Annotated in this window: 14 protein-coding genes; 9 read left to right on the forward strand and 5 right to left on the reverse strand. The window is 54.0% G+C overall.

Annotation, left to right across the window (positions count from 1 at the left end):
• The 5 genes from pdxH to IOB61_RS10675 all read left to right on the forward strand — a co-directional run.
• Window positions 1-419 (forward strand): pyridoxamine 5'-phosphate oxidase (gene pdxH, locus IOB61_RS10655; RefSeq protein WP_290816207.1); only part of this gene is annotated, 419 nt, incomplete at its 5' end.
• A 37-nt stretch (window positions 420-456) separates the two neighbouring features.
• On the forward strand, window positions 457-1,317 hold the full coding sequence (locus tag IOB61_RS10660; protein ID WP_290816210.1) for an SDR family NAD(P)-dependent oxidoreductase: 861 nt from the start codon (window positions 457-459) through the stop codon (window positions 1,315-1,317).
• Window positions 1,318-1,479: 162 nt separating this feature from the next.
• On the forward strand, window positions 1,480-3,114 hold the full coding sequence (locus IOB61_RS10665) for a long-chain-fatty-acid--CoA ligase (protein ID WP_290816213.1): 1,635 nt from the start codon (window positions 1,480-1,482) through the stop codon (window positions 3,112-3,114).
• A gap of 127 nt (window positions 3,115-3,241) precedes the next feature.
• Window positions 3,242-4,054 (forward strand): DUF1499 domain-containing protein, encoded by an 813-nt coding sequence (locus IOB61_RS10670; RefSeq protein ID WP_290816216.1) that lies wholly within the window; start codon window positions 3,242-3,244, stop codon window positions 4,052-4,054.
• 73 nt (window positions 4,055-4,127) lie between these two features.
• The gene (locus tag IOB61_RS10675) at window positions 4,128-4,589 is read left to right on the forward strand and encodes a hypothetical protein (RefSeq protein ID WP_290816219.1); all 462 of its coding nucleotides are present in this window, start codon (window positions 4,128-4,130) and stop codon (window positions 4,587-4,589) included.
• A gap of 5 nt (window positions 4,590-4,594) precedes the next feature.
• On the opposite strand, the gene IOB61_RS10680 is transcribed toward IOB61_RS10675, so the two are convergent.
• The 3 genes from IOB61_RS10680 to IOB61_RS10690 all read right to left on the reverse strand — a co-directional run bounded on the left by IOB61_RS10680 (window position 4,595) and on the right by IOB61_RS10690 (window position 7,040).
• Window positions 4,595-5,494: an MBL fold metallo-hydrolase gene (locus IOB61_RS10680; RefSeq protein ID WP_290816222.1), complete on the reverse strand. Its 900-nt coding sequence runs from the start codon at window positions 5,492-5,494 to the stop codon at window positions 4,595-4,597.
• On the reverse strand, window positions 5,494-6,501 hold the full coding sequence (locus IOB61_RS10685) for a hypothetical protein (protein ID WP_290816225.1): 1,008 nt from the start codon (window positions 6,499-6,501) through the stop codon (window positions 5,494-5,496). Before IOB61_RS10685 ends, IOB61_RS10680 begins: the two co-directional genes overlap by 1 nt.
• A gap of 107 nt (window positions 6,502-6,608) precedes the next feature.
• Window positions 6,609-7,040, reverse strand: a complete 432-nt coding sequence (locus IOB61_RS10690) for a TIGR01244 family sulfur transferase (protein ID WP_290816228.1) — start codon at window positions 7,038-7,040, stop codon at window positions 6,609-6,611.
• A gap of 232 nt (window positions 7,041-7,272) precedes the next feature.
• Between IOB61_RS10690 and IOB61_RS10695 the strand changes: the two genes are divergently transcribed.
• Both IOB61_RS10695 and IOB61_RS10700 read left to right on the forward strand, forming a co-directional pair.
• Entirely contained in the window at window positions 7,273-8,202 is a 930-nt protein-coding gene (locus tag IOB61_RS10695) for an ABC transporter permease (RefSeq protein ID WP_085338788.1), read from the forward strand.
• On the forward strand, window positions 8,199-9,101 hold the full coding sequence (locus IOB61_RS10700; protein ID WP_085338787.1) for an ABC transporter permease: 903 nt from the start codon (window positions 8,199-8,201) through the stop codon (window positions 9,099-9,101). Before IOB61_RS10695 ends, IOB61_RS10700 begins: the two co-directional genes overlap by 4 nt.
• A 30-nt stretch (window positions 9,102-9,131) precedes the next feature.
• Here IOB61_RS10700 and IOB61_RS10705 read toward each other — a convergent pair whose 3' ends face one another.
• Window positions 9,132-9,722 (reverse strand): hypothetical protein, encoded by a 591-nt coding sequence (locus IOB61_RS10705; protein WP_290816233.1) that lies wholly within the window; start codon window positions 9,720-9,722, stop codon window positions 9,132-9,134.
• Window positions 9,723-9,839: 117 nt separating this feature from the next.
• Here IOB61_RS10705 and IOB61_RS10710 point away from each other — a divergent pair, with 117 nt between their 5' ends.
• Window positions 9,840-11,495 carry a peptide ABC transporter substrate-binding protein gene (locus IOB61_RS10710; protein ID WP_290816236.1) on the forward strand — a complete coding sequence of 552 codons (1,656 nt, stop codon included), beginning with the start codon at window positions 9,840-9,842 and terminating at the stop codon, window positions 11,493-11,495.
• A gap of 77 nt (window positions 11,496-11,572) precedes the next feature.
• Here the strand turns inward: IOB61_RS10710 and IOB61_RS10715 are convergent, their stop codons facing one another.
• Window positions 11,573-13,627 carry a prolyl oligopeptidase family serine peptidase gene (locus tag IOB61_RS10715; protein WP_290816239.1) on the reverse strand — a complete coding sequence of 685 codons (2,055 nt, stop codon included), beginning with the start codon at window positions 13,625-13,627 and terminating at the stop codon, window positions 11,573-11,575.
• Window positions 13,628-14,094: 467 nt separating this feature from the next.
• Here IOB61_RS10715 and IOB61_RS10720 point away from each other — a divergent pair, with 467 nt between their 5' ends.
• Entirely contained in the window at window positions 14,095-17,061 is a 2,967-nt protein-coding gene (locus IOB61_RS10720) for a TonB-dependent receptor (RefSeq protein WP_290816242.1), read from the forward strand.
• Window positions 17,062-17,131: the final 70 nt, after the last annotated feature.

Genomic DNA, 17,131 nt, shown 5'->3' on the forward strand with positions numbered 1-17,131 from the left:
ATACCAATCTGGAAAGCTATAAGGGCCAGCAATTGGGTGAAGATCCCCAAGCCGCGCTCTGCTTTCATTGGAAGAGCCTACGTCGGCAAGTGCGCGTGAGGGGCGACATTACCTCTGTCAGCCAAGAAGAAGCCGATGCCTATTTTGCCTCGCGCGCCCGCGATAGCCGCATTGGCGCTTGGGCGAGTGCCCAATCGCGTCCGTTAGAGGACCGCTTTGCACTGGAGAAGCGTGTGGCGAGCTATGCGTTGAAGTTTGGCATTGGTGAAGTCCCCCGTCCGGACTTCTGGTCGGGGTTCCGCCTGATCCCCACACGCATTGAGTTTTGGCGCGACCGCCCATTTCGTTTGCATGATCGGTTAGAGTTCATGCGGGCCGATGCCTCGGCACCATGGTCCACTTCCAAGCTTTATCCGTAGAGCAATCAAACCGTTTTTGTTTCAGAAAGTGTCATCCATGCGTGCAGATCAAAAGGCCTTTCTGGTCACAGGGGCTTCGACCGGCATTGGTCGGGCAATTGCTGACCGTCTGGTGGCCCAGGGCCATTATGTATTTGCCTCAGTTCGTAAACAGGCCGACGCCGATGTCTTAAACGCTGCCTTTGGTGCCAATGGCCAAGCTGTGCTGTTTGACGTCTCAGACTTGGATGCCATTGAAGCTGCCGCGCAGACCATTGGCGATGCACTCGCAGGTCGGACGCTCGCAGGTCTTGTGAACAATGCCGGGATCGCGCTGCCCGGGCCCGCCTTGATCCAGCCCTTGGACGAGATCGAGCAGGTGATGAACATCAATTTCATGGGCGTGGTGCGCTGTTGCCGCGTCTTTGCGCCGCTTTTGGGTGCGGACCCAACCCGGACTGGGCCCAAGGGCCGGATTCTGAACATTACATCGGTCTCGGGCAAATTCGGCTATCCGTTCACCGCCGCTTATGTTGCGGCCAAACACGCCGTTGAAGGCTTCTCCGACAGCCTCCGGCGGGAGCTTTTGTTGGTTGGCATTGATGTGATTGTGGTAGGCCCCGGTGCCGTGAAGACGCCGATTTGGGAGAAGGGGGCGGCAGCCGGGGGCAATAAATATAATGACACGATCTGGGGTAAGCCCCTCGAGCGCCTGACCCAATCCTTGGCCGCCATGGACCAAGAAGGCCTTGAAGTCAGCGTGGTTGCCAATTTGGTGGAAGAGGCACTCACGACCGCCAATCCCAAAACCCGCTACGCGCCCGTGCCCAATAAGCTTGTGAATTGGTGGCTCGCCCGCTTTCTGCCCCCGCGCATGGTTGACCGCGTCGTTGGCAAGAGCCTGTCGCTGCTGCCTTAGGCTTCCTTTGCCAGCCCAATCAACAGCCTTGTGATGATGCGCTGGCCCCTGCCTAGTTGACGTGGGCGCTTCAAGCCTTAGGAAGGGCCAAAATCGGCCGTTTACCGCAACTGGCCGGCGCACCTGCCGCCATCTGGCAAGCCAAAAATTTGGGAGAAAATTATGCTCGGTTTAATGCAAAATTGGCCACTGACCGTCGATAAGATCATGGATCATGCCGCGATCAATCATGGTCGCCGTGAGGTTGTGACGCGGTCAGTCGAGGGGCCAATCGTTCGCACGACTTATGGGGAGATTAACACCCGCGCAAAGAAAGTCTCCAATGCGTTGCTGGCTGAAGGGATTAAGTTGGGCGACCGGGTTGCGACTTTGGCGTGGAACTCTGGCCGCCACATGGAAATTTGGTATGGCGCGATGGGCTTAGGCGTTGTGCTGCACACCTTGAATCCACGCCTATTCCCGGAGCAATTGGTCTATATCGTCAATCACGCCGAAGATAAGATCATCTTCACCGATTTGACCTTCCTGCCCATTTTAGAGGCCCTGAAGGATAAGTTGAGCCCGGTGACGCGCTATGTGGTTTTGACCGATAAGGATCATATGCCTGCCTGCAGCCTCAAGGGTGCAATCGACTATGAAACCTGGATTGAAGGCCATAGTGCGGAAGCCAAGTGGGGCGGGTTTGACGAAAACACCGCTGCCGGTCTGTGCTATACCTCGGGTACGACTGGCAATCCAAAGGGCGTCCTCTATTCGCACCGCTCCAACGTGCTGCACACGCTTTTGACCATGCAGAAGGACGTTATGGGCCTGGGTGCCCGCGACGTGATCTTGCCGGTCGTGCCGATGTTCCACGCCAATGCGTGGGGTGTTGCTTTGTCAGCTCCTGCAGCAGGTGCAAAGATGGTGATGCCAGGTGCCAAGATGGACGGCGCGTCCATCTATGAATTGCTGGAAACCGAAAGCGTGACTTTCTCGGCAGCCGTCCCAACCGTTTGGATGATGTTGTTGCAGCATTTGGAAGCCACCAATTCTAAACTCACGACTTTGAAGAAAGTCGCTATTGGTGGCTCTGCCGTGCCAGAGCGCATCATGCGTTTGTTTGAAGAAAAATATGGCGTCGAAGTGCTCCATGCTTGGGGCATGACCGAAACCTCGCCGCTGGGCACATTGGGCTCGCTCGGCCCCGATGCCGACGGCATGACCCATGATGAGAAGATCAAAACCAAGCTGAAGCAAGGCCGTCCGCCATTTGGTGTGGAAATCAAGATCATGCGTGATGGTGTTGAGGCCCCGCGCGATGGTGAGACCTTCGGCAATCTGGTGGTGCGCGGTGCTGCCATTGCGGCAGGCTATTTCAAGGGCGAGGGCGGCAATATCCTCGATCAGGATGGCTTCTTTGACACTGGCGATGTGGCCACAATTGACCAAGCCGGCTTCATGCAGATTACCGACCGCGCGAAAGACGTTATCAAGTCGGGCGGCGAATGGATCAGCTCCATCGATGTTGAAAACGTTGCTGTTGGGGCCCCCGGCGTCGCCGTTGCTGCCGTCATCGGCAAGTATCACCCCAAGTGGGATGAGCGTCCGCTTTTGATTATCGAGCCCGCCAAAGGGGCTTCCCCCAGCAAGGAAGAGGTCCTCGCCTATCTCGATGGCAAAATCGCCAAATGGTGGATGCCCGACGATGTCCAATTTGTGGAAGCCATCCCACTGGGCGCAACCGGCAAAATCAACAAATTGGCTTTGCGCGAAACCTTCGCCAATTACGATCTGCCCACCGCAAAAGCTTCCTAAGCACAGTCAGATGGGTCAGAACCACAGGGGTTCTGGCCCATCCTACCTTTACCTCGGATCAGGGGCACTCTAACGTGCGTGCAATAGGTCGCCGTCTAGGCGGCTGAGTTGCCTGTAGGAGGATAAGATGGCTGAGGCGCAATCCCGTTTTGCAAAAGCCCGCAACATCGTTTTGATGATTGGCGTGGCCTTGGCCATTTTCGTGCCCATCTGGTTTATGGTGGCAGCTCTTGGCACCAAATTTGGTCTCTGGCCTTGGACCATTGGCCTTGTGAAGATGATTGGCGGCATGGGCGTGCCCATGATTGGCATTCTGATCGTCTTGACCTTTATCACCAGCCTCTTGGTTGTCTTTATTAAACCGCGCGCAGGCTTTGCCGCTTTAGGCTTTATGTGGGTGGTGGCCCTTGGCGCAGCCGGTATGGCGTTTTCAGCGATTTCTGCGGCGCGCGCTGTGCCGCCTATCCATGACATCTCAACCAACACCGCCAATCCTTTGACCTTTTCTGACAAGGTAATGGCAGCACGCGGGCCAAAGTCCAACCCGATTATCGCCCCCAAGGATGCAACCGTGCCCTTCAATAAGGCCCGTCTTTCGCCTTGGTCTGGCCGGTCTTTGGATGAGATCCAAGCCGAAGCCTATCCCGCGATCAAGACGCTGAAACTTGCCAACACCCCGCCCGCAGAAGCCTATAAAAAGGCAGAGGCTGCCATGAAAGCCAAGGGTTGGACGCTTGTAACACAAGATCCCCAAAAGCTCCGGCTTGAGGCAAGCGTGGAGAGCTTTTGGTTCGGCTTTAAGGATGATGTGGTTCTGGTTGTGACCCCCGACGGTACAGGCTCTGCAATCGACATGCGCTCTGTCAGTCGGGTTGGGATTTCCGACTTAGGTGCTAATGCAAAGCGCATTGAAGCCTTGCTGGCTGCCGTGAAGGGGTGAATTGGGCGCAGTTAGGCCCCAAATTACACATCGGTAATTGACTCCTTTTCCGCTTGGTGAGATCACCCAAGTCATGAAACTCACTTCTGTTCTTTGTGCATCTGTGATTGCTGCGGCCACCTTTGGCGCAGCGACAACCAGCTTTGCAGCAACAGCGAGCAAAGCGACCACTGCAGCGACTAAAGCAGGCGAAGCGTCTGAAGTACCGGTAACGGGTGCATCTGCCACCTCATCGGCATCAGACCGCCCGGTAGATGTCGTCGTTGTTTGGGGATTTAGAGTGCGGGCCCAGGGCTTTGATGAGCGTCGTCCGCCATTGGTTGCCGGCTATGGCGAATTGATCAAAAAGCCAGAGTGCGAAACCAAGGTTTGCGGCTATGTGGTCTTCCACGACGGCACAAAATGGCGCTATACCAACATCCTAGCGGGTGACGAAGACAAGTTGCGCGAACTTCAGGCCAATTTGGAATATGACCGCCAAACCCTAGTGATTGTCCATCCCAACGGCGAAAAGCGCACGATTCCCAATTTCTAGGCCAATCAGGCTAAGTGGAAGCTGGACTCCATCGAGGGATCCCCGTCGCAGGTGACGCGTCCGATTTTTACCAAACGGCTCATATGCGCCATGACGGAGTGGCAGGCTGCCGGCCACAGTCTTTGATCGACTGCCGCATACATGACGGGCACCATATCTTTCACTTTGCTTTGCCCAGAGGCTAAGCAGGCCAGAATTTGCTCTTCTCGATCAAGGCGGTGGTCGCGATAGGCCGCGACAAATGGGGCAGGGTCTGTGATTGGCGGCCCGTGGGTTGGCCAAATGGTGGCAAATTGACGGGCAGCAATTTTTTCGAGGCTCGTCAAATAGGCATCCATATCGCCATCGGGTGGGCTGATGACTGTTGTTGACCAGCCCATGATATGGTCACCCGAGAAGAGGCAGTTTTCTTCCAGCAAGGCATAGCACATATGGCCGGAGGTGTGCCCCGGTGTCGCAATCGCCTCAATCGTCCAGCCATCGCCTTCGATCAACGTGCCGTCATGCAGCGCGGAATCGGGCCGGAAGCGCGTATCGTCGCCTGCCTCAAGTCGAACTTCAGACTCGGTCGGCAAGGGGACCTCACCGGATGCAAGGACCGAACATCCTGCCCATCGTGCCAAGGGGTGAGCTAAAGGGCTGTGATCCATATGCGAATGCGTGACGAGGACATGGCTGATCGTCTCGCCTTCCAACGCCTGTTTAAGCGCTTCAAAATGATCGGCCAAATCGGGACCTGGATCAATGACACAAACATCACCATGGCCGATGATATAGACGCCTGTCCCCGTAAACGTGAAAGGTCCCGGGTTATTGGCAATCACCCGCCGGATAAGCGGGCTTACCTGTTCGACACGTCCATACTCAAATTTGAAGTCGCGGACAAAAGGAATCGCAACAGCCATTATATGCCTCCACCAGCACGCAGCCGGACCTTCTCGCAGCTTAGTTTTAAGGCAGACGCCAGAATATAAGTGCTTTTTAGTTTATCTGATAGGGGTAGCGCGATTGGCGGACCCATGTCGGTGCGATTCGCATCTACGATATAGATCAAGCCACTGGTTCGGTCGCGTAAAATGTCCAGCCCGCCCCAATCCAAGCGCAAAAGCGCACAAAAGCGGTTGATGGACGCGATCTCATCGGGTGAGAATATCTCATCCACGCTGCGTAACCAGCACTGGCTATTATCATTGGAGAAGCGGACCTGTTCGGGCCGACGTTTGATATAGACCAAAGCGGGTTGGCCATTGACGGTGGGGGTCCGCAAATCCTCAATCAAGCCGTCATCGCCCCGATTATCAATCAGCTTCTGATAGACTTTTCCAGGCTTTGGCTCGCACGGCAGCGTGACGATGCGCCCATCATGAATGCCGTTCGCCTCACCCTTTTCAACGGCAAACCCCTCGTGTTGGCGAGGGTCTAGCGCCAAGCTATAGCCAAAAGCTTCTTCAAAGGCCGCGGCCACGCGCGATTTGCTTAAATCATGGGCATCGAAGTTCCAGCGCGCTACACCGTCATTGGGCAAAGACACGGGTTCACTGTGGGTTTTGTCTTCGAAATGCATCCAGACATGAGGCGTCTCCCCAGGCTGAGCAGCCCGCCCCCCTGTCAGATACAAGCTTGGCCAAATCAAATACCAGGGCCGCGCGGGATCAGGAGTAAATCCAATCAGTGGGCCGTCCTTTGGCCGCGGGCTGAGCACGACGCGGACGAAATAAACACACCAGTGGAAAATCTCACTCAAATGCGCGGCATCAAAAGGCACACGCGCACCGGTTTTGCGCACGGTGACGCCGGTCCAACTCCACTCAAAATCACGCAAGAGATTTGTCAAGATAAACAGGCCTTTGGCAGACAGAGACGGTGCAGGGACTGAACGAGGTTCAGCCTTAAGCGATTCGACTTCATACACGTAACCATCCGCTCAAATTGTGACAGGGTCTTGGCATCAGGATACGCCCCTCTTGTTACAGCGGTTACACCGCTGTCGAATGAGGCTGCAGTTGACCTAAAAAACGCCTAGCGGGCTTGTGACAGAGATCGCAGGAGGGGCATTAGGCCCCTCAAGTCATAGCCTCCGCGTGCTCCGGCCTCGACAAGTTCTTCCGGCGTCCGGCCTGCACTGGCTTCAGCTAAAGCCCACAGATTGGTCGAGCGCGTGCCGCTGCGACAATAGGCGAGGACGGGCCCAGAGCTTGCTGCCAAAGCTTCCCGCATCAGCGGTACGGCCTCTTCCGGGATGCCGCCGGAAATGGGGATATGGGTAAAGGATAGGCCGTGTTCTGCGCAGGCCTTTGCAATCTGGGCCGCCTCAATCTGGCCGCCATCCTCATAATCGGGCCGATTACAAATGATTGCGGTAAAGCCATCGCGAGCGGCTTGAGCAACGTCAGCCACGCTGATTTGCGGGGAAGCTGAGAAATTTGGAGTGATTGTGCGGAACGGGCTCATGACGCTCTCCTTTGTAATTGGCCATAGCCGATGCCTCTGGCGCGGTCTAGCGCTGGTGGCCTGAAATCAGATGATGGGGCAGGGGCCTTAGTTTCCTTCTCAATCAAGCTCTTGTCAGAATGGATGCTGGCATCCTCCGTTGACAATCTGGCAACCATCATCAATTGCTGTTTGACGGGCCCCACGCCACTACTGGCTGGTCCATACAAGCTTCAAAAGGACTAAAAACGCCATGTTAGCCTATACGATGCGACGCCTGATGGTGGCTATTCCCACCATGCTGGTCATCATAGCGGTGGCTTTCTTTATGATGCGTTTGGCCCCTGGCAGCCCCTTTGATACCGAGCGCGCATTATCGCCTGAGATTCGGGCGCAACTCATGTCGTTTTACGGCTTTGACAAGCCGCTCTACATTCAGTTTTTTGACTATCTGAAGGGGCTGGCGACCTTCGACTTGGGTCCTTCGCTCATTTACAAGGACCAGACGGTTAGCGAAATCATTGGTTCGGGCTTCCCTGTTTCGATGACCATTGGTTTGGCGGCTTTGTTGTTGGCGACCTTTGTTGGCGTGCCGATGGGCCTGTTTGCTGCTTTGAAGCAGAATAGCCTGCCTGATTATTCCATCATGGCGATCGCCATGGCCGGCATTTGTATTCCCTCACTGGTAACGGGGCCCATCCTGTCCTTGGTGTTTGGGGTCTATCTTGGCTGGTTGCCGACTGCAGGCCTTGATCTCGGCAAAATGACCTTTGAAACCTTGCTCTTACCGGTTGTCACCCTGTCTTTGGCGCAAATCGCGATTATTTCGCGCTTGGTGCGTTCGAGTGCGGTTGAAGTTTTGCGGTCCAATTTCGTGCGCACGGCCCGCGCAAAGGGCCTGCCGGAATCACAAGTCCTCGCCAAACATGCGCTACGTGCGGCATTATTGCCACTTGTCTCCTATTTGGGCCCCGCATGCGCGGGCTTGATTACGGGTTCTGTCGTCGTGGAGACGGTGTTTCAACTGCCCGGCATTGGCAAAAACTTCGTCACCAGCGCGTTGCAACGCGATTATCCCGTGGTGATGGCGGTCGTCGTGCTCTATGCTGGCCTCATCATTCTGCTTAATCTTCTGGCCGACCTCGCATACGGCCTATTGGACCCGAAAGTTAAATACGAGTGACACTTCTGACCACCCCCCAAGAAAAGGCTGAGCTTTTAGAAGCCGCTGTCAAAGGACGCTCGTTGTGGGATGATGCGCGTCGTCGCTTGTTCCGTAACAAGGCCGCCGTTGGCAGCATGATTGTCTTGGGCTTTTTGACCCTGATGGCGATCTTTGGTCCATTCTTCTGGCCGCATGATTACGAGACCATCTATAATGATCGCGTACTTGAGGCCCCAACCTGGGAGAATTTGCACATCTTCGGGACTGACCCGCAGGGCCGGGACCTGTTTGTTCGCCTCTTATACGGCTTGCGCATGTCGCTGGCGGTAGGTCTGGTCGCGACAGGGGTTTCGCTTCTCATCGGGGTGATTTGGGGGGCCACGGCTGGCTATATTGGGGGGCGTGTGGATCAGATCATGATGCGCATCGTTGATGTGCTCTATGCGCTGCCATTCATCTTTTTTGTCATCATCTTGATGGTGGTGTTTGGCCGCAATCTGATTCTGATTTTCGTCGCGATTGGCGCGGTGGAATGGCTGACGATGGCGCGGATTGTACGCGGTCAAACGATCTCCTTGCGCAAGAAGGAGTTTGTTGAGGCGGCGGAGGCTGCTGGGGTGACCAGCGCCAACATCGTGACCCGCCACATCGTGCCCAATGTGCTTGGCCCTGTCGTGGTTTATGTAACTTTGACCATCCCTGCCGTCATCCTGACCGAAAGCTTTTTGAGCTTTTTAGGGCTTGGCGTGCAAGAGCCAATGACCAGCCTAGGTAACTTGATCTCAATCGGCGCGCGTGAAATGGAAATCGCGCCGTGGCTGTTGATTTTCCCCGCCACGACCATGATGATCACCTTGTTCTGCTTCAACTTCATTGGTGATGGTCTGCGCGACGCGATTGACCCTCGCGATCGCTAATTCAAGCCTCGCCGCTCGGCCAAGTCCACCTTATTCGACGCGGCGAACGCGATAGCCTTTATTGCGACCTTCAACGGTCAGGATGAAAGAACCCATCGCAGCGGTGCGGATTTTGACGTTATAGGGCGGCCGTTTGGGTGCGTTGAGCTCGCCGGCCTCTGTCAAGCGCCAAACTTGTCCATTTTCGAGGGTCAGGACAACACGGCCAGCGGACTCGCGGGTGCTGACGACCGTAAAGCTTTGCTCTTCAATCTCTTCAACGGCGGCAGCGGCTGCAACGTTTTGCTCTTTGCCTTCCCCCTTTGGTCCACCGCCAAAGGCGGGGAAGCCCAGTTTTGGGAGCGAGGGGAGGGAGAAGCCAAACGCTTCGCGGCGCACCTTTTCGACCCGCTGTTTGTCAAACGTCACAATTTCGGACTTAGCCTCTTTGGCACGAATGCTTGCCACGGCGGCATCATAGCAGGCCAGACGCTCCGTTGGGTCGGTTTTGTTGGCGCAAGCATAGATGGGCTCCAGCGGTGAAACGCCCGCATTTGCGGGATTCTGGCTGGATTGAGCCATTGCAGCTGCGCTAAATGTGATGAAACCTGCTGCAATGAGCGTGGTACTGATTTTGTTCATTTCACGTTACCTTCACAAATCGTAACAAGGGCGATGTCCGACTGCCTGTTTGCATAGTATATGCGAGCGCGCGCGCTATAGAAGTCCCACACTAACCCGATCGGGAGAGACAACGAAATGAAAATCACACGCCGTTCTTTGGCCGCTGCAACCACTGCTTTGGTGCTGAGTTTAGGTTTGGTTTCTTGTGGTGGTGGCGGGGGTGACGCAGCCGCAGACAAGGCCCGAACCCTGCATATTGGTAATGGTGCAGAACCCTTGTCTCTCGATCCCCATCAGGCTTCAGGCACGTGGGAAAATCGGATCATTGGTGAAATGTTGCAAGGCCTCACCACCGAAGATCCGCAAGGCCGCCCAATTCCTGGCATGGCGACTGAATGGTCAACCAGCCCTGATGGCTTAGTCTGGACCTTTAAGCTGCGTGATGCCAAATGGTCAGACGGCCAGCCCGTCACGGCAGATGACTTTGTGTTTGCCTGGCAGCGGATCATGACTACCACCCCGCCAGCCAAATATGCCTCGATCCTTTATGTCATCAAAAATGCCGAGAAAATCTATGACGGCCGCATCAAGGATGTGAACCAATTGGGCGTGCGGGCGATTGACGCAAAAACCTTGGAAGTCACGCTTGAGCATCCGGCACCCTATCTGCCCGGTCTTCTGACCCATTACACGTCATTCCCCATTCCCAAGCACGTCGTGGAGAAGGTCGGGAAAGACTGGATCAAGGCTGAAAACTTCGTTGGTAATGGTCCCTATAAGCTGCAGCAGTGGAAGCCCAACGACTTTGTGCATCTCGTGCGCAACACCAATTTTTACGACAATGCCAATGTCTGTTTAGATCAGCTCTTCTTCTACCCAACCCCCGATGACAATGCAGCTGAACGCAAAGTCCGCACAGGTGACCTTGATATCAACACCAATTTCTCGGGTTCGCGCTTAGAAGAGATCAACAAGAATTTGCCTGGCTATGCCCGCATTCATGGCTATACGGGCCTGACCTATTATATCTTTAATATGCGCAAGGCACCCTTTAATGATGCCCGCGTCCGTGCCGCGATATCGATGACTGCCGACCGCGAATTCATCACGAAGGAAATCCTAAAGGCCGGCCAACAGCCTGCTTATAGCCTCGTGCCACCGGGCATTGCCGATTATCAGACCGGTGCCATGACGACGGACTTTAAAGGCCAAAGCATGGAGACCCGTTTGGCCCGCGCCAAGAAGTTGTTGGAAGAGGCCGGCTATGGCCCCAACAAGCCATTGAAGTTCACATTCAGCTTCCGCAACTCTGGCGACAATCCGCGCGTGGCACCTGTTGTGCAGCAAAATTGGGCAAAGATTGCCCCCTGGGTACAGGTCGAGATTTTGGGTGCAGAAACCCAGATCAATTATGAAAAGCTGCGCACCGGTGATTTTGAATTGGGCGACGCCGGTTGGATCTCTGACTTCAATGATGCCAAAAACTTCGTCTATCTGTTCCAAACCAGCACCGATCAGCTCAATTATGGCAAATATAGCAACCCAGAGTTTGACCGGCTTATGGATGCTGCCGATGTCGAGAAGGACACGCAAAAGCGTGCGGCTCTGATGAAGCAGGCTGAAGCCATTGTGTTGAAAGAACATGGCTTTATGCCGATGTGGTTCCTGACTAACCGCAATCTGGTGAGCCCTCGCGTCACGGGATGGGTCGATAATGCGGTCGATATCCATCGTGCCCGCTATCTGTGCACCACCGATGCGCAAAAGGCCGGTGCTGCGCCAAAGTCGTAACGCAAATCACGCGCTTTAAGCATAAAAAAGCCCGGCAGGTGATCCTGCCGGGCTTTGTTTTTGGTCTCCCAGTGGCGCTATTTTGACGCCCGCTTAGTCAGCGTTGTCTTCAAGCCCGGCTCCTTGAAGGTTTGGGAAATATTGCCGCAATTCGTGCTCATCCATTCAAGGATCAGGCTGAGGAATTGGGTGCGATGTTGCGGTGTCATTTCGCCCAACGTATGGGCCATTCGGGGGATTTCCACGTAGCGGAAATTCGCATTTGGATTGACCTGACGCATGCGCGCAGCAGTTGTGCGTGAATGAATTGTATCGGCCTGTCGATCATAATCGCCATGGAAAACCAGCCAAGGAATTTTAACCTGGTCGAGGTGTTCCATGGGATCAAATCCTGCAACCGTGACACCTTGGCGGATGCGTTGGAGGCGGTTTTCACCCCAGTCGTTGGAGATACGTTCAAGATCGATGGCGGGCGCGCCAGAAATCGCGCATTGCCATAAGCCAGCTGATCGGCCCCCAGAGCGTGTCGCTGCGGCCGCCGCCGCAAACCCGCCATAGGAATAGCCATACATCATCATGCGGTTTGGATCAGCTATGCCTTGCTCGACAAGCCATTTAGCGCCATCGTCCTTGTCATCCTGCATCAAGGCACCCCATTGCTTGTCGCCGCCCTTCCACAATGCTTTGCCCAAGTCCGTTGAGCCGCGATATTGGGGGAGCAGTACGGCAAAGCCGCGGGTCGCAAACATCTGACTCCAATAACTTATGTCAAAGTCCATGTCGTCGCGGGCCCAAGGGCCACCGTGTGGCATGACCACAAGGGGAAGGCGGCCATCACGTTCCTTCTTATAGCCGGGTGGCAAGTACAAAATGCCGGGGATTTGGAAGCCATCACGGGCAGGATAAGTTACCCATTCCGCAGGGCCCAAATTCTTGCGATCCCAGCCTTCTAGCAACGAGCCAATTCTGATTAATTGCCGCTCGTTTTTCAGCAGATAATAGGTGTCGGGCACATTTGGTGCTGTGGCTCGGACGAGAACATTCGCCCCGCCGTTGCGCGAACTAAAGGAGATGATGGTGTCAGGGAGCGCGCGCTCCAGCAAGGCGTGAATACGTCTGTCGACGGGATCGAGATAATTGCATTCTGTCGACGGCCCCGCCCAGCAAAAGCTGCGCAAGGGGTCTTGGGTCAGAGCATCTTCGTCGGAAGCGGTACCGAAACTTGCCGACGATATGTCAAACTCTGTGTTTTGGACAATTGGAGGTCCTAACGTGTTGGTTTCAAGATCATATTTCGCAAGCACGCTGAAGTTCGAGTCTTTATTGGTGATAACATATAGGGATTTGTTATCGTTGGAGATATGCACCGGGCGCAAACCAAAGCGGGCATTCAGATTGTAGCGAAGCCCGGTTAGCTCTCGCCAAGGTGCTTGATTGTTTTCGCGAAAGAAGAAGTGATAGGTATAGACACCATTGGCGACCTTAAGCTCGCCTTTAAGCTTGATGTTGCCGTCACTATCTGACCACAGGAATTCTTCATTATCGCCTGTTCGCGCGAAGCGGTCCTTGCGGCCGCTATTCAGATTAAGGCGAACAATTTCGGAGCCGGAAATCCTTTCGATTTCCATCAGAACAAAATTTTCTTCTTTCGGCAGCCGATTGAACAGAGAGTATCCGATAATGAAGTCGTCATCGCGCGTGGTTGCGGCTTCTTCGTTCGAAATGTCCAAAAAGGAAGAACCATCGAGATTGGCAATGGCTGCGCGACTATACCAATCCGAATTGGCCCCAAGGGCCACCGGTTGATTGGCAAATACCAATAGCTTTGAGTTATTCATGAATTGAAAGCCGGTGAAGCGCATGGTCTTAGAACCAAATTGCTTCGGTGTTTTGCTCATATCATCGGTCGACCAGACGCGGATCACAGGGTTCTGGCCTGGAATGCCCGCCAAAGCCGCAATATGCTTCCCATCTGGGCTGATGCGCACCCCCCAAATATTCCAATCATTTGCCATAGCTTCGATCGGCAAAGCTGGCCCAGTCGGCTTGAACGTCTGTGCGTGACTGGCGGTTGCCAACGTGGCCGCACACACGAAAGAGCTGGCAAGTAGGAAAACCTTTTTCAAACGCATCTATCTCTCCTCTACGGATACAAGACAGCGATAATGCCGATAACCTAGCATCATCTTTGTCTGTCTAGTTGCCAAAGGTTATCGGTAATCACAAGGCTGGCAAGCAACATCGCTGTGATCGAACAGCCACATCCATCTCACTGTGGCAAAGATGTTACTAATCGGTAATAATGATGGTAACCCTGTAAAATAAGCCATTTTGCTTCTTGAAACCGCTCTGGAACCAAGCTCTATGATCCACCAATCGACACATCTTAGATCATAATTCCTAGAGATCAGATTTAAGATGTTAATTCTGTTGGGGAAAAAGTATGAAATCTTCGATCCGTGTCGCTCTAGTCAGTGCAACCGCTCTCACCGCGCTGTCGATTGCACCCACTTTAGCAAGTGCTCAAAACGCCCCTGCGCCAGCAGCGGCCCCGAATCCCGCCCCCGCTGCTGCGCCGCCTAAAGCTGCGGAAACCATTGTGGTGACTGGCTCGCGTATCCGTCGCGATACGTTCAATACCGCTGCACCATTGACCGTTATCTCGAACGATAACGCCGTGCTGTCGGGTACCATTGATGCGGCTGAAGTCCTGCAAAGCTCCACGGCTGCTGCGGGTTCGGGTCAGATCAATAACTTCTTCACAGGCTTTATTGTTCAGGGTGGGCCTGGGATTCAGACAATCGGCTTGAATAGCCTTGGCTCTCAGAGAACTTTGGTGTTGCTCAACGGGCGGCGGTTGCCGCCATCTGGCGTGCGAGGTCAAGTTGCAGCTGTTGACTTGCAGACCATACCGAATATCGCTGTTAATCGCTATGAAATTCTCAATGATGGGGCCTCTCCCATTTACGGCTCAGATGCTGTGGGTGGTGTCGTAAATGCGCTTGTCCGCCGAGATGTGAATGGCTTTGAGGCAACTGCTTCAACTAACATCACCGAAGCAGGCGGTGGTGAACAATACAATGTTGGTGCCCTGTGGGGGCGAACGGCGGACCGTTGGAATGTCATGGTCACCGGTAGTTATTTTGAGCAAAAGTCACTCAAATATGGTGATCGTGATTTCTGCCAGCAGGACTATGTTTTCAATCCCGCCACAGGCCAGAGGGCCGACTTTATAGACCCTAAAACTGGGCAACCCAAGTGTTTTGGGATCGGTAGCACCTCGTTCAACTGGATTTCGCCGCTCGGTACGAATGCGACAGTGATAAACGGCACGCAGACCGTTGGTGGTACCTGGGTTGCTGATCCATCGATTACGGCTGCAACATTCGGACTAAATCCCTCCGTTCGCCGTATTGCGGGAAGCACCACGCTTTGCTTGACAGCGGCAGGTGTTACAACGCCGTGTGCGAATGTGCAGGCGCTGTTGACGGTTCCTGGCTTCCGTCGCCTCTTTAGCCCTCAGAACGGAGTGCTAGGGGCGCCCGTCGGGGTTCAAATCGATTACGATCATCCATTGGTCAATAATACCGACGTGATCTCCCCCTCCAGGCGGACCAATTTTTATGCAACCGCAGCGCGCGACTTGGATATTTTGGGCGGGATAGAAGTTTATGGGGAGGCCCTCTACGCGAAACGTGAGTCGCGCCAAGAGAGCATCGCCCAGCTCTTTTTCATAGTACCCGCAGCCAATGCATTCAATCCATTCGGATTTGCGGCACAGCCAGTTATTGCCCGACCTAACTTTAGCAGCCAAGAGGTTGAAACTTGGCAGGTAGTAGGGGGTGTTAAAGGACAAATCGGGACTGGAATTGCAGGTCTCTTCAAAAATGGAACTTGGGAAGTCTTTGCGCAGACCAGTCGGGGTGAGGGTACCTATAGTGCCACGTCCATCCTTTCAGATCGTTTGGCAGCAAGCGCCGCAGCAACGCGAAATTCAACCACAGGCGTCATAAGTTGTCCAACTCCGGCTTTGTCGGGTGGGGCCTGCTTACCCATCAATTTTTTTGACCCCCGAGTGCTGCGTGGAGACTTTACCGCTGCAGAGTCCGACTACCTCTTTAATGCGCCAAATCAAGGCCGCACCATTTATGAGCAAACTGTGGTCGAAGGAAATGTCTCCGGTGACATCTTCCAAATTCCTGGGGCTTCAGATGCCGTCAAGGTGAATTTGGGCGCGCATTATCGTACCTACAGTATTGATGATGTGCCGGGCGCTGAAACACTCCGTTCCAACGTCGCTTTAACAACGGGTGCGGGGATCACGCGTGGGGAGGATACCGTTCAGGAAGTGTATGGCGAAATCGAAGCCCCTCTGTTTGCGAATCGACCTTTGATTGAGAACCTAACTGTCAATCTTGCTTATCGTTACACGGACTATGATTCCTACGACTCCAATACAACGTGGAAAGCAACTGCGAATTGGAAGATTACGCCGGAAATTGCTTTCGTAGCAATCGCGGGCACCTCCTACCGTGCGCCGGCCTTGTTTGAATTGTTTCTAGGCGATCAAACAGGCTTTTTGGCGCAAAGCCAAGTTGATCCATGTATCAACCACGAACAGAGCAGTAATTTGCTCTTGAAGCAGCGCTGTGAAGCTGCCGGCATACCAGGTGATTACAATGGTGCGACCAATGGTTCGAGTTCTTCTGCGACCATCTTTACGGGCGGCGGAGCTGGGGTATTGAAAGAAGAAGAGTCTCGCTCTGATATCTTCAGTATCGTTTACACACCAACTAAATTCGATTTGAACCTCCGCGTGGACTATTGGCAAATTGAAGTAACAGACCAAGTTGCCCAGTTCGGCGCGGCCAACATCGTCCGAACTTGCTATGCGGCAACCGACGAAGCGCGAGCCAACCAGTTTTGTGGCTTGTTCACCCGAGATTCCAATTCGTCATCAAATCGTTTCCGGCAAATCATCTCCATCCAAAATGACTACGTGAATGTGAACGTTACTCAAGTTGAAGGTATCGATTTACGTGCAGTTTATCGACAGGATTTTGCCTTCGGGGACTTTGTCATCGACACTGCCCATCGATGGACATTATCCAACAAGACGGGATTATTCTCCGATTCGACTTTGCTGGAACAAGCGGGCGATATTGGCGACCCTATCTATGTGGGGCAGGCTCAGTTTCGTTTCGAGCGAAAGGATTGGACCTATGCTTGGACGGTGGAGGCAATCGGTCAATCGAACGAAACACGCTTTAATCAAGGTGTGAATCCAGTTTCCGCGCCGCCAGGCAGCTTCTACGCGTATAATGGTGTCAGTTCTGTTCTCTATAAGACCAAGACTGAAACCACAATCACGCACGGAGCTAGCGTGCGATATCGTTCAGATAACTGGACCTTGGTAGCAGGTATTCGCAATCTCTTTGATGAGCCGCCACCTTCAATTTCAACCAGCACGAGCTTGTTCTTTGCTCGATTAGGGAATGCGCCTTTAACCTCACAATATGACCAATTCGGGCGCTCTTTCAATGCAACAATTACCCGTCGTTTCTAGGGCCTAACTGGATTAAGGGTCACAAAAAGCCCGGCAGGATGTCCTGCCGGGCTTATGTTTTGCGTTGACG

It is taken from the genome of Aquidulcibacter sp. (genome assembly GCF_020253525.1).
GTDB lineage: Bacteria > Pseudomonadota > Alphaproteobacteria > Caulobacterales > Aquidulcibacteraceae > Aquidulcibacter.